18 protein-coding genes are annotated in these 20,372 nt (G+C 67.0%); 7 read left to right on the forward strand and 11 right to left on the reverse strand.

The annotated features are described in order from the left end of the window. Nucleotides 1-16: 16 nt before the first annotated feature. Entirely contained in the window at nucleotides 17-979 is a 963-nt protein-coding gene (locus GQB00_RS17610) for a LysR family transcriptional regulator (protein WP_165857269.1), read from the forward strand. A gap of 101 nt (nucleotides 980-1,080) precedes the next feature. Next, nucleotides 1,081-1,284 (forward strand): DUF3185 family protein, encoded by a 204-nt coding sequence (locus GQB00_RS17615; protein ID WP_111497183.1) that lies wholly within the window; start codon nucleotides 1,081-1,083, stop codon nucleotides 1,282-1,284. A 59-nt stretch (nucleotides 1,285-1,343) separates the two neighbouring features. Here GQB00_RS17615 and GQB00_RS17620 read toward each other — a convergent pair whose 3' ends face one another. Genes GQB00_RS17620 through ptsP form a run of 3 tightly spaced genes read right to left on the reverse strand, consistent with a single transcriptional unit; the run spans nucleotide 1,344 to nucleotide 6,885 of the window. Further along, a complete protein-coding gene (locus GQB00_RS17620) occupies nucleotides 1,344-3,089 on the reverse strand; it encodes a PTS fructose-like transporter subunit IIB (RefSeq protein WP_165857270.1) in 1,746 nt (581 codons plus the stop codon). Continuing rightward, complete coding sequence (gene pfkB / locus GQB00_RS17625; RefSeq protein WP_165857271.1) at nucleotides 3,086-4,051, reverse strand: 1-phosphofructokinase; 966 nt, start codon at nucleotides 4,049-4,051, stop codon at nucleotides 3,086-3,088. Before pfkB ends, GQB00_RS17620 begins: the two co-directional genes overlap by 4 nt. Next, nucleotides 4,036-6,885: a phosphoenolpyruvate--protein phosphotransferase gene (gene ptsP, locus GQB00_RS17630; RefSeq protein WP_165857272.1), complete on the reverse strand. Its 2,850-nt coding sequence runs from the start codon at nucleotides 6,883-6,885 to the stop codon at nucleotides 4,036-4,038. The genes pfkB and ptsP overlap by 16 nt, the downstream gene beginning before the upstream one ends. Nucleotides 6,886-7,075: 190 nt before the next feature. On the opposite strand from ptsP, the gene cra reads away from it, so the two are divergent. Continuing rightward, complete coding sequence (gene cra, locus GQB00_RS17635) at nucleotides 7,076-8,062, forward strand: catabolite repressor/activator (RefSeq protein WP_165857273.1); 987 nt, start codon at nucleotides 7,076-7,078, stop codon at nucleotides 8,060-8,062. Here cra and GQB00_RS17640 read toward each other — a convergent pair. Then, nucleotides 8,012-8,545, reverse strand: a complete 534-nt coding sequence (locus GQB00_RS17640) for an MOSC domain-containing protein (protein WP_165857274.1) — start codon at nucleotides 8,543-8,545, stop codon at nucleotides 8,012-8,014. The genes cra and GQB00_RS17640 overlap by 51 nt on opposite strands. 23 nt (nucleotides 8,546-8,568) lie before the next feature. Then, nucleotides 8,569-8,961 carry a nucleoside-diphosphate sugar epimerase/dehydratase gene (locus GQB00_RS17645; protein WP_165857275.1) on the reverse strand — a complete coding sequence of 131 codons (393 nt, stop codon included), beginning with the start codon at nucleotides 8,959-8,961 and terminating at the stop codon, nucleotides 8,569-8,571. 157 nt (nucleotides 8,962-9,118) lie between these two features. Here GQB00_RS17645 and GQB00_RS17650 point away from each other — a divergent pair, with 157 nt between their 5' ends. Further along, the gene (locus GQB00_RS17650; RefSeq protein WP_228276890.1) at nucleotides 9,119-10,042 is read left to right on the forward strand and encodes a DUF4124 domain-containing protein; all 924 of its coding nucleotides are present in this window, start codon (nucleotides 9,119-9,121) and stop codon (nucleotides 10,040-10,042) included. Between the two features lie 22 nt (nucleotides 10,043-10,064). Then, nucleotides 10,065-10,850: a TerC family protein gene (locus GQB00_RS17655; RefSeq protein ID WP_165857276.1), complete on the forward strand. Its 786-nt coding sequence runs from the start codon at nucleotides 10,065-10,067 to the stop codon at nucleotides 10,848-10,850. A 135-nt stretch (nucleotides 10,851-10,985) separates the two neighbouring features. Here GQB00_RS17655 and GQB00_RS17660 read toward each other — a convergent pair whose 3' ends face one another. The 6 genes from GQB00_RS17660 to GQB00_RS17685 form a co-directional block, all read right to left on the reverse strand. Then, nucleotides 10,986-12,179, reverse strand: a complete 1,194-nt coding sequence (locus tag GQB00_RS17660; RefSeq protein WP_165857277.1) for a CynX/NimT family MFS transporter — start codon at nucleotides 12,177-12,179, stop codon at nucleotides 10,986-10,988. A 107-nt stretch (nucleotides 12,180-12,286) separates the two neighbouring features. After that, nucleotides 12,287-14,365, reverse strand: a complete 2,079-nt coding sequence (locus tag GQB00_RS17665) for a TonB-dependent siderophore receptor (protein ID WP_165857278.1) — start codon at nucleotides 14,363-14,365, stop codon at nucleotides 12,287-12,289. Between the two features lie 249 nt (nucleotides 14,366-14,614). After that, nucleotides 14,615-15,016: an ectoine synthase gene (locus GQB00_RS17670; RefSeq protein WP_165857279.1), complete on the reverse strand. Its 402-nt coding sequence runs from the start codon at nucleotides 15,014-15,016 to the stop codon at nucleotides 14,615-14,617. Between the two features lie 107 nt (nucleotides 15,017-15,123). Further along, a complete protein-coding gene (locus GQB00_RS17675; RefSeq protein ID WP_165857280.1) occupies nucleotides 15,124-16,539 on the reverse strand; it encodes a GTPase/DUF3482 domain-containing protein in 1,416 nt (471 codons plus the stop codon). Continuing rightward, nucleotides 16,532-17,911 carry a DUF2868 domain-containing protein gene (locus GQB00_RS17680; RefSeq protein WP_165857281.1) on the reverse strand — a complete coding sequence of 460 codons (1,380 nt, stop codon included), beginning with the start codon at nucleotides 17,909-17,911 and terminating at the stop codon, nucleotides 16,532-16,534. The genes GQB00_RS17675 and GQB00_RS17680 overlap by 8 nt, the downstream gene beginning before the upstream one ends. Before the next feature lie 167 nt (nucleotides 17,912-18,078). Beyond that, on the reverse strand, nucleotides 18,079-18,627 hold the full coding sequence (locus tag GQB00_RS17685) for a DUF1415 domain-containing protein (RefSeq protein WP_165857282.1): 549 nt from the start codon (nucleotides 18,625-18,627) through the stop codon (nucleotides 18,079-18,081). A gap of 106 nt (nucleotides 18,628-18,733) precedes the next feature. On the opposite strand from GQB00_RS17685, the gene GQB00_RS17690 reads away from it, so the two are divergent. Both GQB00_RS17690 and GQB00_RS17695 read left to right on the forward strand, forming a co-directional pair. Next, on the forward strand, nucleotides 18,734-19,093 hold the full coding sequence (locus GQB00_RS17690) for a DUF6164 family protein (protein WP_111497168.1): 360 nt from the start codon (nucleotides 18,734-18,736) through the stop codon (nucleotides 19,091-19,093). Between the two features lie 78 nt (nucleotides 19,094-19,171). After that, nucleotides 19,172-20,200, forward strand: a complete 1,029-nt coding sequence (locus GQB00_RS17695) for a CNNM domain-containing protein (protein WP_111497167.1) — start codon at nucleotides 19,172-19,174, stop codon at nucleotides 20,198-20,200. The last annotated feature ends 172 nt before the right edge of the window (nucleotides 20,201-20,372 follow it).

The following is a 20,372-nucleotide window of genomic DNA, read 5'->3' on the forward strand; positions in this document are numbered from 1 at the left end:
AGGGAGGGATCGGGCCATGAAACTGCCGCCACTGCGCGCGCTGCCGGTGTTCGAGGCGGTGGCGCGGCTCAACAGTTTTTCCCGCGCGGCGGACGAGTTGAGCGTCAGCCAGAGCGCCGTGAGTCACCAGATCAAGGCGCTGGAAGACTACCTGGGCGAGACCCTGTTCCGGCGCAATGGCCGCTATCTGGAGCTGACTGAGGAAGGTCGCAGCTACCAGGACAGCGTCACCTCCGCCCTGCTGCAGATCGAACGGGCCAGCGAGCACTTGCTGGGAGCGTCCACCTCGCGTCTGCGACTGGCGGTGTTCAGCTCGTTCTGCGTGCGCTGGCTGATCCCGCGCCTGCCCAGCCTGCAGCGGGCCCATTCCCAGATCGACCTGGCGCTGGAGATGACCGGCGAATCGCCGGTGCTGTCCGATCGGGTCGCCGACTGCTTCATCACCATCCGCACCGCCAGTCCCGCGTTTACCTACGACCTGCTCTACCGCGAGCGGCTGTTCCCGATCTGCAGTCGGGCCTACTGGCGACGCATCTGCGACGCGCTGGACCTGCCCCCGGACACCGATCCCAAGGGTGCCGCCCCGCTCACGCCGGAACAGGTGGCGCGCTTTCCCCTGCTGTCCACCTTCAGCATCTACGACCGGGAATCCGGCGACTGGGACGCCTGGTTCCGGGTGGCGGACGAGCGTCTGCCGGCCGGGGCGCGTATCCAGCATTTCAGTCATATGCTGATGGCCCTGGAGGCCGCCCGCTACGACCAGGGCATCGCCCTGACCAACGACTACATGCTCAGCGACGAGGCCGACGACAACCTGGTGCGTCTGCCCTGTCATACCCTGATGACCGGCGATCGTTTCTATTTCGCCCACAAGACCAGCCGGCGCAACGAACCGGCGATTCGCCTGGTGCGGCGCTGGCTGATCGAGCAGGCCATTGCCAGTGGGCTGCGTTCTCGTCATGCGACGGATGAGAGCTAGACTGAAGACTCCGGGTTAAACAGTGGCATCGTAACTTTTATTTTGCCGGGGCGACGTGTAGCTTTTGGGCAAATGTAAAATAGAGTCAAAGGAGAAGTTGCTTGGCTACGACTCGAATCATTGGATTGATTGCGCTGGTGGTGGGGGTGTTGCTGCTGTATTTCGGTTGGCAGTCGACGCAAAGTGTGGGGGAACAGATCTCCGAAAGCCTGACCGGGCGTTTCAGTGACGAGACCATGTGGTATCTGGTCATTGGCGCCGCCGCGACCGTGGGCGGTGCGTTCATGCTGTTCTTCAGGCGCTAGTCGTGCTGGTGGCAGGATAGGGAAGCGCCCGGCGGAGCAATCCGCCGGGCGTTTTACGTTCAGGCGGTGGCCATTTCCGCCTTGCCGTCCTTGGCGAACGCATAGGCGACGCCGATGACCAGCGACCCCGCGGCAATGGCGAACAGGTAGGGCAGCACGGCGCTCACCGCATTGGGGATGAGCAGCACAAACAGCCCGCCGTGGGGCGCCATGATGGCGACGTTAAAGTACATCGACAGGGCGCCGGTGATGGCCCCGCCCACCATGCAGATGGGAATCACCCGCAGCGGATCCTTGGCCATGAACGGGATCGCCCCCTCGGAAATGAAGCACAGACCCAGCACGAACGACGCCTTGCCCGCCTGGCGTTCGTTGTCGCCGAACTTGCTGCTGGCCAGCAGACTGGCGATGCCCATGCCGATCGCCGGCACCATGCCGCCGGCCATGATCGCCGCCATCGGTGCCGAGGCGCCGGAACCTTCCGACAGCAGCCCCACCCCGAAGGTGTAGGCGGCCTTGTTCACCGGTCCACCCAGGTCGAAGCACATCATCCCGCCAAGCAGCGCCCCCAACAGCACCGCGTTACCGGTGTTCATGTTGGTCAGGAAGTCGGTGAGGGCCGTCATGATGGCGGCGATGGGCTCGCCCACCACGTAGATCATGGTCAGCCCGGTGAACAGGCTGGCCAGCAGCGGGATCAGCAGGATTGGCTTGAGCGACACGATGCTCTCCGGCAACGGCAGCTTGCGGCTGATGAACCTCGCCGCGTAGCCGGCGATAAAGCCGGCAACGATGCCACCCAGGAAACCGGCCCCCAGTTCCCCGGCCAGGAAACCGCCGATCATGCCGGGCGCGATGCCCGGCCGGTCGGCGATGGAGTAGGCGATGTAGCCGGCCAGCAGCGGGATCATCAGCTTGAACGCGGTGCCGCCGCCGATCTGCATCAGCGCCGCGGCCAGCGAGCCTTCCTCCTCGGCGGCGTTGATGCCGAACACGAAGGACAGGGCGATCATCAGGCCGCCCGCCACCACCATCGGCAGCATGAACGACACACCGGTCAGCAGGTGCTTGTAGGGGCCCTTGCGCTCACCACCGCCGGCTTTCTCGGCGGAACCGGAGGCCTTGGCGCTGCCGCTTTCCACTTCCGCCTTGTCGAGTGCGTCGCGCACGGTGTCGGCGGGCTTCTTCAGCGCCGTGCCGGTGGAGGTGCGCCAGACCCGCTTGCCGGCAAACCGGGCCGGGTCGATCTCGATGTCGCAGGCCAGGATCACCGCATCGGCGGCGGCGATTTCGTCGTCGGTCAGGGCATCCTGGGCGCCCACCGAGCCCTGGGTTTCCACCCGGATCGCATGACCGGCCGCGCGGGCGGCTTCCGTCAGGGCCTCGGCGGCCATGAACGTGTGCGCCACGCCGGTGGGACAGGCGGTGACGGCCACCAGGCGAATGCCTCCGGCCACGGCCGGCGCGTCGGCCTGCTGCGGTTCGGCGTCCGCCTGGAACGGTTGCGCCTGGCTCTGCGCATCGTCGAGGAACGCGTCCGGATCCGCCAGCGGTGCGGTCACCGGCGCCCGGAACAGCGGCTTACCCTCGAACCGGGACAGGTCCAGCGGCGCGCTGGCAGCGATGACGATCAGGTCGGCGGCGGCGATGGCTTCGGCGGAGACCGCCTCGACCGGTGCGGCCTGGCTGTGGACTTCCTGGGTGACGTCCCAGCCGCGGCTCCGGGCCGCCCGGGACAGGGCACGAGCGGCCAGGAAGGAGGTGGCCAGCCCCTGGGGACAGGCGGTAACGAGTATCAGCTTCATGATGAGGCCTCCCCGGACAGTTCGGTTTCCGGCCAGGGGGTGACCCTGGTCTGTTGTTGGAGTTGTTCGATGTCGTCGGCGTCGGGATGGCCCACGCCGAAGTGGCGGACGCATTCGGCGGACAGGGCGGTGGCCTGTTGCAGGCACGTGTGGTCGTCCAATCCGCTCAGCTCGCCGTGGATCAGCCCGGCCAGCAGGGTGTCGCCGGCGCACACGGTGCTGGTCACCGGCACCTGCGGGGCCCGGGCCAGCAGGTCGCGGCGCGGGTTGAGCCAGAGCACGCCGTCACCGCCGCGGGAAATCACCACGTGGGCGATGCCGGACTGCTGCAACTGGCGCCCGGCGTCGGCCTGGGCAGTCAGGTTAGGCAGTGGACGACCGGCCCATTCCGCCAGTTCCTCGTGATTCGGCTTCACCCCGAACGGGCGCGCTTCGATGCCGGCCGTGAGGGCATCGCCGCTGGCGTCGAGCCACACCGGCGCCCCGCCGCGTTGGCAGAAGCGGATCAGCTCGGCCAGCTGCGCCGGTGCCCAGCCCCGGGGCAGGCTGCCGGCGATGACGATGGCGTTGCAGTCGTCAATCAACCCGGCCAGCCGGAACTGCAGGCGCGAGGCGGCATCGGCGGGCGTGTCGAAACTGACGCCATTGAGGTCGGTGACCCGGCCGCCCTGCTCGGCGAGTTTGATGTTGGTGCGACTGTCGCCGGGCACCCGCACGAAGCGGTCCTCCAGGCCCTCGTCGGCGAACAGGCGCTCGAACGGCCCGGCGTTGTCGGCGCCCAGCAGGCCGGACAGTACCACCTCGTGACCCAGCCGCATCAGCACCCGGCCCAGGTTGATGCCCTTGCCCGCCGGTTCGATGTGCGTGCGGCCGGTGCGGTTGACCCGGCCCAGCGCCAGGTCGGGCGTTTCCACCGACAGGTCCAGCGCCGGATTCAGGGTGATGGTCAGGATCCTTGCCATACGGCGCCCTCCAGTGCGTCACGGACGTCGGCGGCGGTCGCCTGCTGCAAGGCGCGTTGCGCCAGGGCACGGGCGTCCGACTGGTTGAGGTTGCGGATGCAGGCCTTGACCAGCGGCACCCGGCGGCTGGTGACGGACAGCTCGTCCACGCCCAGGCCCAGCAGCACCGGGATCGCCTGGGGATCGGAGCCCAGCTCGCCGCACACGCCGACCCAGCGGCCATGCTCGTGGGCGGCTTCGACGGTCATCCGGATCAGGTGCAGCACCGCCGGATGCAGGCCGTCGGAATCGGCGGACAGCTCGGGATGGCCGCGATCGATGGCCAGGGTGTACTGGGTCAGGTCGTTGGTGCCGATGGAGAAGAAGTCCACCTCGGGCGCCAGCGTGGGGGCCAGCAGCGCGCTGGAGGGAATTTCGATCATCATGCCCACCTGCACGTCCGGGGCGTGGATTTCCTCGCGCAGCCTGTCCAACAGGGCCTTGGCGGCGCGGAATTCGGCGCGGTCCTTGACCATCGGGAACATGATGCGCAGTGGTCGCTCGCCGGCGGCGCTCAAAAGGGCTCGCAGCTGCGTTTCCAGGATCTCCGGCCGGGTCAGTGACAGGCGGATGCCGCGCAGGCCCAGGAACGGGTTGTCCTCGGCCGGCAGTGGCCAGTAATCGAGCGGTTTGTCGCCGCCCACGTCCAGGGTGCGGGCTACCAGCGGCAGGCCGTCGAGGGCGTCGAAGGCCTCGCCGTATTCCTTTTCCTGGGTGGCCTGATCGGGCGCCTCGGAATGCGCCATGAAGATGAACTCGGTGCGCAGCAGGCCGATGCCGTCGGCACCGCGCTCCACCGCTTCCGGCGTGTGGGCGGTGTTGCCCAGGTTGGCGCACACCGCCACGCGATGGCCGTCGCGGGTGCTGGCGGGGTCATGGCGGGCGTCGTGGGCCTGCGCCTGCAACTGCCGCAGCTGGTGCAGGCGCTGCTCCAACCGCTGCCGGCGTTCTGTGCCGGGCGCGGGCACGATGCAGCCGCGTTCGCCGTCGACCACCACGTCGATACCGGTCTCCAGGGTCAGCAGGCGCTCACCCACGCCGACCACCGCCGGCAGGCCCAGGGCCCGGGCCAGGATCGCGCTGTGGGCGGTGGCGCCGCCGCGCGCGGTGACCAGGCCGCGCACCCGCTGGGTGTCCAGGCGCGCCACGTCGGACGGGCCCAGATCGTCGGCAACGAGGATGTAGGGTTCGTCCGGCGGTGTTGGCAGGCTCACGCCGCACAGGTTGGCCAGCACCCGGCGGCCCACATCGCGCAGGTCGGCGGCGCGCTCGGCCAGCAGCCGGTCGGCCAGGGCTTCCTGGGCGGCGGCGGCGGTGTCGATGGCCTGCCACCAGCCGGCTTCGGCGGAGGCGCCTTCGCCAATCAGGTCGAACGCGGCCTGGTGCAGGTCGTCGTCGCGCAGCATCTCGGCGTGCACCGCCAGGATGGGGCCGGCCTCGCCGCCTTCGGCGCGGCGAATCAGCGCCTGCAGCTGTTCGAAAGCGGCATCCACCGCCTGGTTGAGGCGCTGTTTCTCGCCGTCCGCGTGGGTGGCGGTGGCGGCGTACTCGAACTTGGGCAGGCGCATGACGAACGCCGGCGCCACGGCCAGCCCCGGGGAGGCGGCGACGGCTTTGATCGGCTCGTCCGGCGTCAGCGGTTCGGGATCGGCTGTCTCGACCGGCTGAACGGTCTCGCGCCGGGCGCTGTTGAGCGGTGTGACCGTCTCGCCCAGGCCGCCTTCGATGGCCTCGGCCAGGGCCGCGACGCTGGCGTCCGCGCCCTCACCGCTGGCGGCAATCACCAGGGTCTGGCCGCGCCGGGCACCCAGGCTGATGACCCGGGTCAGGCTGGTGGCGGACACGCTCTGGGCGTCGCCTTCCAGCAGCCGCAGCTTGAGCGGCGCCGGTTGTTGGCGCGCCACCTGGACCAGCTGCTTGGCGGGCCGGGCGTGCAGGCCGTGGGCGTTGAGCAACGCCACCTGGCGGGTGACGGCGTTGGCGGACTCGCCGGACAGACGCGCCAGCAGCTCGTCGGCGGACAGGTTCGCCAGGGGTTCCGGCTGGGACAGCAGGTGGTCGATCTGCTCCAGCAGCGGCTGGGTGTCGGCGCCCCGGGCGGCCAGGCAGAGCACGCCGTTCAGGTCGTCGCCGGGCTGGGCCGGCGTGGCGATGGCCAGGGCCGGTTGCTGGACGTCGTTGCCCGCCTGCACCAGCCACAGCCCTTGGCCAAGCGGCTGCGGTGTCTGCGCCGACAGGCCGGCGATGAAGCCGGGTTCCACGCAGTCCAGGCTCAGCAGGCGGCCAGCGGCCAGCAACGCCAGCTCTCGGGCGTCGCCGGCGGGGACCTTGAGCAGCAGCGTGTCGCGGTCGCAGCGCGGCGTCACCGGCGGTTTGGACAGGCTCGCCAGCAGGGTGTCGGCGTCCGTGGCCGTGGCGAGCTGTTCCGCCAGGCCCGGCTTGTCGAGCACGCGGGTCAGGTGGCGCAGGATGTCCAGGTGCTCGTCGGACTGGGCGGCGATGGTCACCAGCACGTGCACCCGGGCACCGTCGTGCCAGGTGACGCCGTCGGGGAACTGCAGCACGCGGATGCCGGTGCTAATGACGTGCTCCCGGCTCTGCGGGGTGCCGTGGGGAATGGCGATGCCGTTGCCCAGCACGGTGGAGGATTGAGCTTCCCGGTCCAGCAGGCCCTGGCGGTAGTCGGGCGTGGTGCGCCCGGCGGCTTCCAGTTCCCGGCTGGCCAGGGTCAGGGCGTCGCGCCAGTCGGCGGCACGGCAACCCAGACGGATATCGTTGGCAGTGAGTGCAAGCATGGGGAGTGCCCCTTGAAGCGGTTGTTGTTGTCGTATTTAAGCATTTGCTGAATCGTGTCAGCAACGAATAGAATGGATAGTGGCTCAGGTTTGATCGAATTTCAAGCAATTCGGGCCGCCACTCATTATTCGTCACCGGATGCCCTATGATGGCAGCCGTTGAACGGATCGACTGCAGGAGAAAGGCGTCATGACGCTGGCGGAACTGGCGAAACTGGCGGGGGTGTCCCGCACCACGGCGAGCTATGTGCTCAACGGCCGGGCGGAGGCCAACCGCATCAAGCCGGACACCGTGGCCCGGGTGCTGGCGGCGGCGGAGCAGCATGGATTTCGCATCGACGCCCAGGCCGCGGCCCTGCGCGGCGGCCAGTCCCGCACGCTGGGGTTCATCCTGCCGGATCTGGAAAACGCCAGTTACGCCCGGCTGGCCAAGTTGCTGGAAATCGGTTCCCGCGCCCAGGGCTACCAGCTGCTGATCGCCGGCTCCGACGACGATCCCGAGACGGAACGGTCGCTGGCACGATCCTTCCAGGCGCGGCGCTGCGACGCCCTGATCGTGGCCAGTTGCCTGCCGCCGGAGAGTGCGTTCTACCGCGAGCTGCAGGACAGCGGCCTGCCGGTGATTGCCGTGGACCGGGCCCAGGATCCGGCGCACCTGGCCTGCGTGGTCAGCGACAACCAGGCCGGCGCCGCCGCCCTGACCCGTTCGGTGATCGACCCGGATGTGAATTCGGTGGTGTGGATGGACGCCCTGCCGTCGCTGACCATGACCCGGGAGCGACGGGAAGGCTTCGAGCAGGCGGTGGCCGGCACCGGGGTGAGCGCCGCGCTGCTCAGCGGCGAGCGCTTTGACCGGACCAGCGGCGCGAGCCTGACCCGGCAGATGCTGGCGCAGGGTGGGCTGCCCGATGCGCTGGTAACGGCGTCTTTCTCGCTGCTGCAGGGGGTGCTCGATGTGCTGCTGGAGCGGCCGGACGGCCTGCCCCGGAACCTGCGCATGGCCACCTTCGGTGACGACCGGCTGCTCGATTTCCTGCCGGTGCCGGTCAACGCCCTGCCTCAGCAGCACGAGGCCATTGCCGACGCCACCTTGAGGGCGGCGCTGGCGGCAATCCGTGGCGAAGGCTCAGCCGGTTGTCAGGTCGTCGAACGCCGTCTGCACCGGCGCGCGATGTGACGATAGCACCTCAACCGGATCCCCGACCCGGATGCCTCCCCCCTGGATGACCCGCGTGGTGATCCCGCCGTGGCCGCGCAGGGCGTTGTAGCCGCCGGCGCCGAAGATCGTCTCCATCTTCGAGCAGGGATGGCACAGGCCGGTCATCTCCAGCACCACCTCGCCCACGCGGAACCGTTTGTCCTTGAGGGCCAGCAGGTTGAGGCCGCTGACCACCAGGTTGCGCCGCAGCAGCGCCGGGTCGATGGAGGCCCGGTGCAGCAGCGAGGCCACCGCCGGCAGATGTTCCGCCTGGATCAGCGTTACCTGGCGTTTGCTGTCCGGCCGGCCGCGGAAGCGGTCACCGGCCAGGCCGCTGCCGATCTCGATGGTGGCCGTGTTCGCCTCGATCATCGCCTCGCCCCGACCGGGACGCAGGCCGATCCAGTCCAGGCGGCCCTGTTGCGGCAGGATGGCCATCAGGTCTTTGAGCGTTGCGGGCATCGTGGCTCCTATCGGTTGTGGTTTCAGGCGTTGGCCAGTGCTGCGCGAATGCGCTCCAGCTGGGCGTCCGCGGGCTGATCCGCCGGCAGGTCGATGCGGCTGACGCCGGTGGCCAGCGCCTCGTCCCGGATGTTGTCGGCGATGACCGGCGGCTCACCCTCAATGTGGACCACGCCGTCCACCGCGTGGCGTCTGATCAGCGCCGCCAGGTCGCTCGGGTAGCGCACCGTGGTGCCCAGCAGTTGGGTGCGGTTGGTCCAGGGTTCGTCGTCGATGAAGGCGACGATGTCGAACTGCCGGCTGTCGATCAGCGCCTGGCCCAGGCTGAAGCTGGGGTAGCCGATGCCGATCACGATCAGTTTGCGCCGGGGGCCGGAACGGCCGATCCAGTGTTGCAGGCGGTCGCGCCATCGCATGGGAGTACGTTGTCCTTGGGTTTCCGGTTTTGGGGAAGCATACCGTTTTCCGTCGCCAACCCCACAACCGATCCTGACCCGGATCAGGCTGGTTGAAGCGGTCGTTGCACTATACACTCACTGCCAGACTCATGGAGGCAGGGAAAATGGCCGGGGCATGACACGACGTCTGATGTTGCTGATGGTCCTGCTGCCGCTGCTGGCACAGGCGGAGATCTATCGCTACACCGATGAGAACGGTGTGGTGCATTTTGGCGATCGCAAGCTGCCGGACCAGCGGCAGGAGACGGTGGAGGTGCGCCCCAGCGCGTCCGACTGGCAGCGTTTCGAGATCGCCATCGAAACCCGTGGCGACGTGACCCTGAGCGAGGCCGAGCGGGCCCGCATCGAGGCCAACGTCAATCTCGTCTACGCCTTCTTCGATGACGTTCTCTACTTCGATATCCACAGCACAGTGCCGGTGAACATCCTGGTGCTGCCGGACCGGGCCACCTACGACCGTTACGTGGCTGACAACGTCCCCGGCCCTTCGCCGCCGTCCCTGGGGATTTTCCTGGGTTGGCGCAACCAGATCGCGGTCTACATGCAGGAGGACCGGGCCGCCACCCTGCGCACCATCAGCCACGAAACCGCCCACGCCATCGTCGCCACCCTGACGCCCTACGTGCCTGCCTGGCTCAATGAGGGGCTGGCGGAACAGGCGGAGATGCTGCTGCGCGACGACGGCCGGCTGGTGATTCAGGCCCACCCGGAAAACACCGCCGTGGTGGACTATTTACGTCGCCAGGGTCAGCTCCCGGAGGTGGATCGTTTCCTGGCGATGCAAAGCCGGGACTGGCGCAGCCAATACACAGACAAGGGGTTCTCGCTGCAGTCCCAGACCGGCGAGTTCGTCTATTTCCTGCTGGCGTCCCCCACCGGCCGCAGCTTCCTGGTGCGGCTGATCCACCAGTATCATCGCGGCGACCGGACGCTGGCGGCTTACCTGGTGGACGATAACTACGTCGGCGGCATGCCGGTGCTGCAGGACAACTGGGGACTCTGGCTGCGGGGCGCCCGCCGCGACGCCATCAATTTCTAGTTCACTGACGAGGACCGATGACATGGTGGAATGGTTCACCTGGATCAACGACCCACAGGCCTGGATCGCCCTGGCCACCCTGGCCCTGCTGGAGATCGTGCTGGGTATCGACAACATCATCTTCATATCCATCCTGGTGGGGCGCTTGCCGGAACACCAGCGCAACCGGGCGCGGCTGATCGGCCTGTCCCTGGCGATGATTACCCGCATCCTGTTGCTGTTGTCCCTGGCCTGGGTGATGACGCTGACCACGCCGCTGTTCACGGTGCTGGAACAGGCGATTTCCGGGCGTGACCTGATCCTGATCGTCGGTGGGTTGTTCCTGCTCGGCAAGAGCGTGCACGAGATCCACAACAGTCTGGAAGGCGCCGAGGAGAGCGCGGCTTCCGCCGCCACCGCGAGCCTGGCGGCAATCCTGGCGCAGATCGCGGTGATCGACATCGTGTTCAGCCTGGATTCGGTGATCACCGCCGTGGGCATGGCCGACGATGTGGCGGTGATGGTGATCGCGGTGGTGCTGGCGGTGGGCGTGATGATGTTCGCCGCCAGACCGATCGGCGAGTTCGTGGACGATCACCCCACCATCAAGATGCTGGCCCTGAGTTTCCTGATCCTGGTGGGCGTGGCGCTGCTGGGCGAAGGCTTCGACCTGCACATTCCCAAGGGTTACATCTACTTCGCCATGGCGTTCTCGTTCGGCGTGGAAATCCTCAACCTGCGCATGCGCAAGAAGCGGGCGGCGAAGGTGCGGTTGCATCACCCGCTGGTGGAAGACGATGCGGATCGGGCGGATTCCGATTCGGCCTGACTTTCGGGGACGGGGCACTAGGGGCCGCCCTCCGGGCGGCTCGGAAGCTGAAGCGTCCGCTACATCGAATGCGGTAAATCGCTGCTTTCGGCGGTTCGGAAGACCCGCCAGGGTCCTGGCGTCTTTGTAGTGGGTCTAAGCTCCCCGGAACGGCTCGGGTGGCATCCGCAACTCCAGCTTCAGCGCCACCGGCACCATCAACGCCGCGTAAACCACCATCACGATCAGCGCCACCACCGGCGCCCCCGAGAAATCCGCCACCACGCCACCCAGCATGGGTACCGCAAACGACAGCGTATAGCCGATGGTGAAGTTGCCCGCCGCCAGGCGCCCGGTGTCGTCGCGGTGGCTGAGCAGCGGCGGCAGCGCCACCACGAGGATCAGCAGGATGCCGGCGGTAAAGCTCATGACGAAGGCAAAGGCGATGCTCAGCGGCCCGCGGGTTAGCAGGAACAGCGCCAGGCTGACGATGGCGGTCACCAGCATCAGCACGATCAGCGAGCGCCGGCCCACCCAGCGCCGGGACGTCCGCAGCATCACCAGCGACGCGGCCACCTGGGCCAGATTGAACCAGAACAGGGTCTGCTCCAGCGCGCCCGCCTCGCCTCGCGCGTCAAGCAGGCTGGCCAGGTAGGCGTTGGTCCCAAAGAACATCGAGCCGGAGGCCCCCAGCAGCAGGCCGAGCTTCCAGGTCAGCGGGTTGTGCCAGTCCGGTACCCAGGCGGGCCGGGCAACCGGTCGGCTGGCCGGGGCCCTGGGCAGGAACAGCGCTGCGGCCACCAGGAACGCAGGCAGCGACCAGGCGGCCAGCGTCACGCGCCAGCTGTCACCCAGCATGGGCATCAGCACCGGCAGGGTGATGCCCGCGCCGATGAACTCCCCCATCAGCATGCCGTTCATGTAGACCGCGGTCCCCAGTGCCAGGTGCGCCGGCTGGAACCAGACGTTCAGCAAGGCGGGCAGCGCCGGCTGCATGATGGCGATGCCCAGCCCCATGATCGCGCTGGCGGCCAGCAGGGTGCCGACTTCCGGCGCCACGCTGCGCAGGCTGGAGCCGATGGCCATGACCACGATGGCCAGCGCCAGGGTGGCGCGCGGACCCATGCGGGCAATCCCCAGGGAGCCGGGCAAGGCGCCAACGGCCAGCATCAGGACGGGCAGTGTGGTCAGGGCACCGGTCAGGGCCTGGGACAGCGCCAGGTCGGCGGCGATATGGGGGGCCAGGGGCGGCGCAACCAGAATGGGAATGCGCAGGTAGAGGCCGGCGAACCAGAGCAGGCTCAGCAACGGCAGCGTCTGGCGCAGGGTGACGGGTTGTTGTTGGGGCATCGTAATCGAGGCTCGGCAAGACCGGTCCGTGTCGAAGAAGCGGACCAGTCTGCCTCAATCGGAACGCCGGGGAAACCAGCGCTCCCCGGGACTGACGATGGGACGGCTTACCAGCGGTAGCTGACGCTGCCGATCACGCTGCGCTGCTCGCCGTAGTAGCACCAATAGTCGCAGCTGGCGACGTACTCGCGGTCAAACACGTTGTTGGCGTTGACCTGCACGCGCCAGTGCTGGGCAAAATCGTACTGGGCCATCAGGTCGAACACGGTGTAGGACGGCACGTCGTAACCGTAGGTCTTGTCCTTGGTTTCGCCGACATAGCGGGCGCCGCCGCCGACCTTCAGACCGGGCACCGTATCGGCGAAGGCGTAATCCAGCCAGGCGGAGGCCATGTGGCGCGGAATCAGGGCGGCCTGAACCTCGCCTTCATCGGTGGCGGTGTTTTCGGTGTTGGAGTCGCTGTAGGTGTAGGCGGCGGTCAGCTGCAGGTTGTCGGTCAGGTAGGCCACGCCTTCCAGCTCGAAACCGTCGGTGTTGCGCTCGCCTTCCTGGGCCTGCACCTGTCCGGCGGTGACCAGGGAGTTCTTCTCTTCAATGCGATAGACCGACGCGGTGACGTAACCGTCCAGGAAGTCCGGGGCGTATTTCACGCCGGCTTCCAGTTGCTTGCCTTCGAGCGGGTCGTACAGGTCGCCGTTGCTGTCCGTGCCCACCAGCGGCTGGAAGGATTCGGCGTAGCTGATGTAGGGCGACAGGCCGTTGTCGGCGAGGTACATGACGCCGCCGGAGAAGGACACCTGGTCGTCGTCGGCGCTTTCTGTGGTGCCGGCGGAGCGGTTGGTGTTGTCGGTCTCGGCCGAGTCGTAGCGCAGACCGGCGAGGAAGATCCAGCGATCGTCCAGGCGCAGTTGGTCCTGGATGTAAAGGCCGGTCTGCTCCTTGGTGATCTTGCGGCTGGTCAGGTCGGCGTCGGCCACCGGCGTGAAGTTGCCGTAGACGGGATCAAACAGGTCGATGGTGCCGAACGGGAAAGGATCGGCTTCCTGGCCGCTGTTCTTGAGGTCCTGGTAGTCCACACCCAGCAGCAGGGTATTCTCGGTGCGATCGGTGAACCACTTGCCCACCATGCGGTTGTCCATGGTCCAGGATTCGATGCTGCCGTCCCGGTAGGTCAGGCCACGGGTGCCTTCGCGGGGGCCGCTCTGGAAGAAGATGTAGGTGCTGCGCAGCAGCAGGTCCAGATGGCTGTAACGCAGGTCCTGCTCGAAGGTCCAGGTGTCGTTGAAACGATGCGACAGCTGGTAGCCGATGGAGGACTGCTCGCGCTCGTTGGTGTCGTAATCCGGCTCGCCGTAGTTCACCGACGGATCGACCTTGCCGAACGGCGTGTCGTCCAGCGTGCCGTAGGCCAGCTTGAAGCCGTTGTAGGGAATGGCGTTGTCCTTCTGGAAGCTGGCCAGGACCGTCAGTTGCGTGTCGTCGGTGATGTCCCACTCGACACTGGGCGCGATGTAGAAGCGCTCGTTGTTGGTGTAGTCGATGTCGCCATCGGCGTTTCGGTAAAGACCCACGAGTCGGTAACGCACGTCATCGCGGCCGGAGACCGGTCCGGAGGTGTCGAATGAGTATTGCTGGTGGTTGTTGGTACCGCCCTGCACCATCACCTCACCCTGGGTTTCCTCGGTCGGGCGTTTGCTGATGGCGTTGATGACGCCGCCCGGGGGCGCCTCACCGTAGAGAATGGAGGCCGGACCCTTGAGCAGCTCGACACGCTCCAGACCATAGGTTTCCGGCAGCCACTGGTAGAACCCCTCGCGATAGATGCGCAGGCCATCCTGATAGGTGGACTGGTCGTAGCCGCGGACCTTGAACCAGTCGGTGTCGTTGTCGGCCCCGTACATGCCGGAAACGACCCCCGCCCGATACCGGAACGTCTCGTCCAGCGACTGTACGTTGCGCTCATCCAGCTCTTCCCGCTCCACCACGGAGGCCGGCCGTGGCGTTTCCACCAGCGGCGCCTCCACTTTCAGGGCGGTGTCGGTGACCACCAGCTCGCCCAGGGACAGACTCTCGCTGTCGTCGTTGGACTGGGCCAGCGCCAATGGGGAGGTGAGGATCAGGGTCAGGGGCAGGAAACAACGGATCGCGTGTGCCAGGCGCGATGTGGGGGCCTTTGCCGGGAGCATGGATTGCCTCGCATCTTTATGTGTTGGTCTGGGCGAAAAATTGCCTGACGTTAACTTTTTGCAAATAATATTGATTAATATTTACAAATGCAAAGACATGAAAGCACATGCAGGAGTAGCAAGCGGTCTATTCGGGGCTCTGAGCGTGGGACGGCAAAGCCAGCGGCGGGGAAGCCGGGTTGAGCGGAGAAAGGGAGAAATGCCCCTGCCGGGCGGCAGGGGCCGTGTCCGGTTCGGACCTGGACCGGCTTACGCGTCGTCCGGCAGGTTGTAGGAACCGTCTTCGTCGTGGGTCTCGCGACCGCTGACCGGCGGGTTGAAAGTGCAGATCAGACGCATGTCTTCAGTGCCGCCACGCAGGATGTGCTTGTCGTGCTTGTCCAGGGCGTAGAGGACGCCATCGCGGATCTGGTGAACTTCGCCTGTGGCCAGATCTTCGATGCTGCCGTTACCGGAAACGCAGTAGACCGCTTCCAGGTGGTTCTTGTACCAGAAGGTGAACTCGCTGTTCGCCGGGATGATGGTTTCGTGCATGGAGAAACCCATGCCGTCTTTCTTCAGCAGCAGGCGGCGGCTGTTCCACGGCTTTTCGCCCGGGCCGAAGACGTCGGCTTCACTTCCGATGATGTTTTGCAGATCTACGATTTTCATAGAGGCTATCCTCGTTTAGTGGCTCGGATAAGCTGATCAGTATAAACACGCTCTATTCCGCCAGTTCAAATGCATTCCTGACGCAAGAGATTGGTGTGCCGCGCTTTTCAGGCGTCGTCCCGGGTCTGGCGCCACTCACTGAAGGCGTCCATGGCCCGGTTGATGACGCCGACCCAGTGGGCCTGTCGCCGGCCATCCGTCGTGCCCTTGCTCAGACGCTGTAGCAGCCCCTGCAACTGGCGCTGGTCGTCTTTAGACAACCCCGCCAGCCAGTGGCTGCCGGCCTGTTCCAGCTGCAGGGGGCCGCGGCCGGCGTGGTTGCGATGGCTCACCTGGAACCAGTGGTTGAGTGCGCGCCCCAGGATGACGTAGCCGAACTGCAGGTCCGTCACCGGACCGTAGCGCAACTCACGCTGGCCCTGTTGCAGCGGCCCCAATGACCATTTCGCCAGCCGTCCGGCGTAGAAGTAGCTGCCGGCCGCGCCCAGCACACCGCCCACCAGGGCGCCTGCCCCCAGGGACGTGCCGAACGTCAGCGCATCAATACCCACACCGCCCAGAGCGCCGGCGCCGAAGCCGGCCGTCGCCAGTTGCTTGCGGCTGACGCCCCAGAGCAGACGGCTGTGCTCGCTGAACAGGTCCTCGTTCTCCCAATATAGTTCGTTCTCGTGACGCTGCACCCGGTGATGCAGGTACAGCCGTTCGATGGACTGACGCAACTGCCGTTCGCGGCGGCGCTGGGCGTCCAGCCATTTCTGCTGCAGCCGCTGGCGGGCCTGTTCGCCGGTGCTGTCGGTGCCCGGACTGCCGCTGACCCGCAGCTGCATCATGTCGCTCAGGGCCCGGCTGACCAGCTCGGCGCTCTGGAGCTGGCGCTGCTCACGCTGTTGCTGCAGATGGTCGGCGGCGCTGTTGAGGCGGGTTTCCCAGCGGGACTCCAGCTGGCCGAATCCGCGCAGCAGGCCCAGGTGCTGCGCAAACGGGGCCGTCACCGCATTGAAACGACGCACGATGCGAAAGTACTGCCCCAGGGCGTTTTCCCAGGCCGCGCTGTGATCGTCCGCGCCGATGGCGTTGATCAGCGCCAGGCTGGGCCGGCCGGTCCACTGGAGGATGGTCATTTCCGCTTCGTTGGCGGGGCTGTAGGGCACCGAACCGTCCACCACGTAGATGATGCCGGCATTGTCTTCCAGGATCGGGCGCAGCAGCTCGCACTCGTCGTGGAAGTGGGGATCGTCCCGGTGCTGCAGGTAGAAGGCTCGCACCGTGTCGGGTCGGTCCGAGGCGGAGGCGCTGTGGGCCTCCAGCCAGGCCAGCACTTTGCGCGGGCGCTGGAAACCGGGGGTGTCGATGAGGGTGTAGAGCACCTCATCGTCCACTTTCAGCGGGTAGGCGTGGCTGTCGCGGGTGGTGCCCGGTTCCATGGCGATGGCGATGCTGTCGTTCTGGGACAGGGTGGCGACCACGCTCGACTTGCCCCGGTTGGGGTGGCCGACCACGGCAAAGGTGGGGGCATCAGCCATGCTGGCGTACCTCCCCGAACCCTTCCGGCAGACGGCAGACCCACAGGTTGCTGTCCCCCTGGCGTTCGGCGAAACGCTGCCACTGGCCCAACTGGCGGGCGCTGGCCGGCTGCAGCGGCGCCTCGCCCCCAACCGGCAGCAGGGCGATCAGGCGCTCGGCGGACCCGTGCCGCCGGGCTTCCTCGAGGAAGTCGGCCAGCTCGCCGGTGGGTGGTTCCCAGGCGCGGGTCAGCACGATAACCGGTGTCTGCGTGGCGGCGAGGCGCTCAATGACTCGCCGGTCGTCTTCCAGGGACGCGGTGCCGCCGGCGTGCAGGCGATCGGCATCGACCTGCCCCAGGCTGCTCAGCAGGTCGGTGACCTGTGCGCCGGCTCCGGCCCAGCCGATGACCGCGCCACTATCGGGCAGACTGTGCAAGGTGTCGGCGGATGTCGACGGGTCCGACGGTTGGGCGTCGCGGCGATCGCCAACGCTTTCCACCGTGGGTGTGGCGAACCGGTGCAGCAGCGACTGGCGTCCGGGGTGCAGACGCAGCAGCCGGCGGGCGCGCAGGCGCAGGTGCAGGCGCGCCACGATCGCCAGCAACAGACGCGGCAGCACCGCATAGGTCAGCCACAGCATGCTGACGAACGGCCACCAGTCGCCGAAGCGGGCGGGCTCGGCCACCGTCGTATCGCCCAGCCGGTAGAACTGGGTCTGCTCGACCAGCTCCAGCGACGGCACCGCCGCCGGCCACAGTACCTGCCAGGGGCGCGCCAGGCCCTGGACGAGGCCCGCGTAGGCGTCCGCCGAGGTGCGCAACGTGGTGCTCCAGCCAAACGCCAGGTCCTGCACCACCACCAGGCCCAGCAGGGTCAGCCAGCCGAACAGGGCGAACACCAGCGCGGTCTGGTGGGCGGTGCAGGCGGCGAGTTGCGGCTTCAGCCCGTCGAGGGCGGAATCGCCACCGTCGCCCCGGGGTGTCAACAGGCGGCCCCAGGGGCGCCAGCCCAGCAGGGCCTGGGCGGTGGTGAGCAGCGCCAGCAGCCCCTGCAGGGCGACGAAGCCGATGATGACGGTGACGTTGATCTGCTGACGCCCGTCGTAGAACAGCAGTCCCAGCATGGTCAGGCAGCCCAGCAGTGCGCCCACCGGCAGCAGCAGGTGCGACAGGCGACGCCAGGCCCGCAGCCGGTCGTCGGCGGGCGTCGGGGCTGAGCGGTACGGATGGATATGCTCAAGCCAGCCGGTCAGCGATGGGCGCCGGCGGGCCTGCTGGCAGTCGAGCGCGTAGCGGCGGTCACGGCGATGCAGGAAAGCGGCCGACTGGGCCTGGTCACGCCGGACCTGCTCATCGAAAGCCAGCAGCAGCGTGACGGGGGTATAGCGCATCCGGTCCGGGTCCTTATCTAGTGACTGAGGAGCCAAGTGACTGAAGAGCCAGGTGACTCAGAAGCCTGTTGGCTGCGAAGCCCGTGTCCTGACAACAGGCTGATCGGCGAGTTTAGCGCGGCGCCGGTCCTGCCGGCCACCGAGACCCGGGCCTCGTGGCCGGGGCGTTAGCCATCCCGCCAGAGCCGGTCCCAGCCGTCATGACCCAGTTGCCGCAGGCGTTCGATGTTGGCGCGGTAGATGGCGTCGGGATCCTGCATGGCGTCCACGGCTTCGCCGACGCTGCTTTCCCTGAGTATATGCAGGACCGGGAAAGGCGCGCGATTGGTGTAGTTGTCGATGGCGTCGGGGGCGCTGTCGGCAAAGCGGTAGTCGGGGTGGAAACTGGCGATCTGGAAGGTGCCGTCCAGGGCCAGGGTCTCCAGCAGGCCATCGGCCAGGGCCAGGAAATCGTTGAAGTCGTCGAAATCCGCCAGACCGCGGGTCAGGATCAGCAGGGTGGTTTCGCGCTGCGCTTCAGAGAGGGCTTCGAGCTGGCGGATCTCGGCCAGCAGGGCCTCGGCAATGGTCTCGTCGGTATCGGCGTCGCTGACGGCGAAGTGGACCTGGTCGCGCTGATAGGGCGCCCGCGCGAAGGGGCAGAGGTTGAGGCCGATAACGGCGCGTTCCAGCCACTCGCGGGTGGCGGCCAGGGCATGGGTGGCGGTGTCGGTCATGGGTTACTCCTGAGTCTGGCCCCATGATACTGCGTTGCGCGCACCGAGTCTGCCGGCGTCGGACCGGTTACAATGGTGGCAAAGCCACACCGACGGACGAGCCCGCATGCCCCATTTCCTGATGAACCTGCGCCATGTGCCCGACGACGAAGCGGAGGAGATCCGCGAGCTGTTCCAGGCCCACGACGTGGATTACTACGAAACCCCTCCCAGCCGCTGGGGCATCAGCATGGGCGGCTTCTGGACCCGCGATGCCGACGAGGCGGATCGGGCGCGGGCGCTGCTGGAGACCTATCAGGCGGACCGGGCGCGTGATCAGCGCGCCGATTTCCAGCGCCGCCTGGAAGCCGGTCAGGTCCCGTCACTGGGCCAGCGCCTGATGCAGAAACCGGTGACCGTGCTGGCCAGCCTGCTGGCGATCGCGCTGATACTGGCGCTGACGCTGGCCCCTTTCCTGCGTTGGTGAAAGAACGGTCGCCGGGAGGTTTAAGCCGGGATACGCCTGTGCGTAGAATAGAGGCTCTTTCGCGACCGGTGACCCTCGATGCTGCTGCTCATCACTTTTGCCGCCATCTCAATCGGTTTTTCCTTTCTGTGTTCGATTCTCGAAGCCGCCCTGCTGTCGGTGACGCCCAGCTACATCGCGTCGCTGAAACAGGACCGGCCCGAGCTGTTCGCGCGTCTGCGCAAGCTCAAGGACAACATCGATGACCCGTTGGCGGCGATTCTCACGCTCAATACGGTGGCCCACACCGTCGGGGCCACCGGCGTCGGGGCCCAGGTCACCGTGGTGTTCGGCGACGCCTGGGTGGGGGTGGCGTCCGGGGTAATGACCCTGGCCATCCTGATCCTGTCGGAGATCATTCCCAAGACCATCGGCGCCAAATTCTGGCGCAGCCTGGCGCCCTGGCTGCCGTCGGTGCTGCGTTGCATCATGGTGCCACTGGCGCCCTTCATCTGGCTGTCCAACCAGATCACCCGCCGCATCGGTGCCAACGAGCCCGACGTCGACCTGCGCGGGGAGATCAGCGCCCTCACCGAGATTGGTCGCGACCAGAATGCGCTGGATGAAGACGAGCGCCGGGTGATCCAGAACATCCTGCAACTGCACGAAATCACCATCGGCTCGATCATGACCCCGCGCACGGTGTGCCAGACTGTTCGGCCCGATGCCAGCGTCGACGAGTTTCGCGAGCGATTCCAGGAGTTGCCGTTCACCCGGTATCCGCTGATCGACGAGGACGGCCGCAGCCACGGCTACGTGCACAAGCCGGATCTGCTCAACGCCGAGGGCGACGCGCGGCTGGATTCGGTGGCGCGGGAAATGACCATCGTGCGGGCCGGCGGCAACATCGAGCACCTGTTCGCGCTGATGCTGCGCGAGCGCCAGCACATGGCGGTGGTCTATGACGAAATGGACACCTGGGTGGGTGTGGTGACGATGGAAGACATCCTGGAAACCATCCTGGGCCTGGAGATCATGGACGAGACGGACAACGTGGCCAATCTGCGCCGCTACGCCAAGGAACGCTGGAGCCGGCGTTTGCGCAAGCTGTCCGCGCAGCATCTATAGAGGGGCGCTGTTTCAGGGGCCGGCCGCGCCACGGTCAAACCTCGTGTCAGGCGGGGCCTGCGGGCTCGACGTGCTGTCGGATTGCGGCTAACTTGCTGTTATGGCGAACCGAAAGCGTTGCCTGGGCAGTGCGCTCGGGGCGCCCCGAAACCGGTCTGCGGCTAACTCTGCG

Source organism: Marinobacter sp. JSM 1782161 (assembly GCF_011421605.1).
Taxonomy (GTDB): Bacteria; Pseudomonadota; Gammaproteobacteria; order Pseudomonadales; family Oleiphilaceae; genus Marinobacter_A; species Marinobacter_A bohaiensis.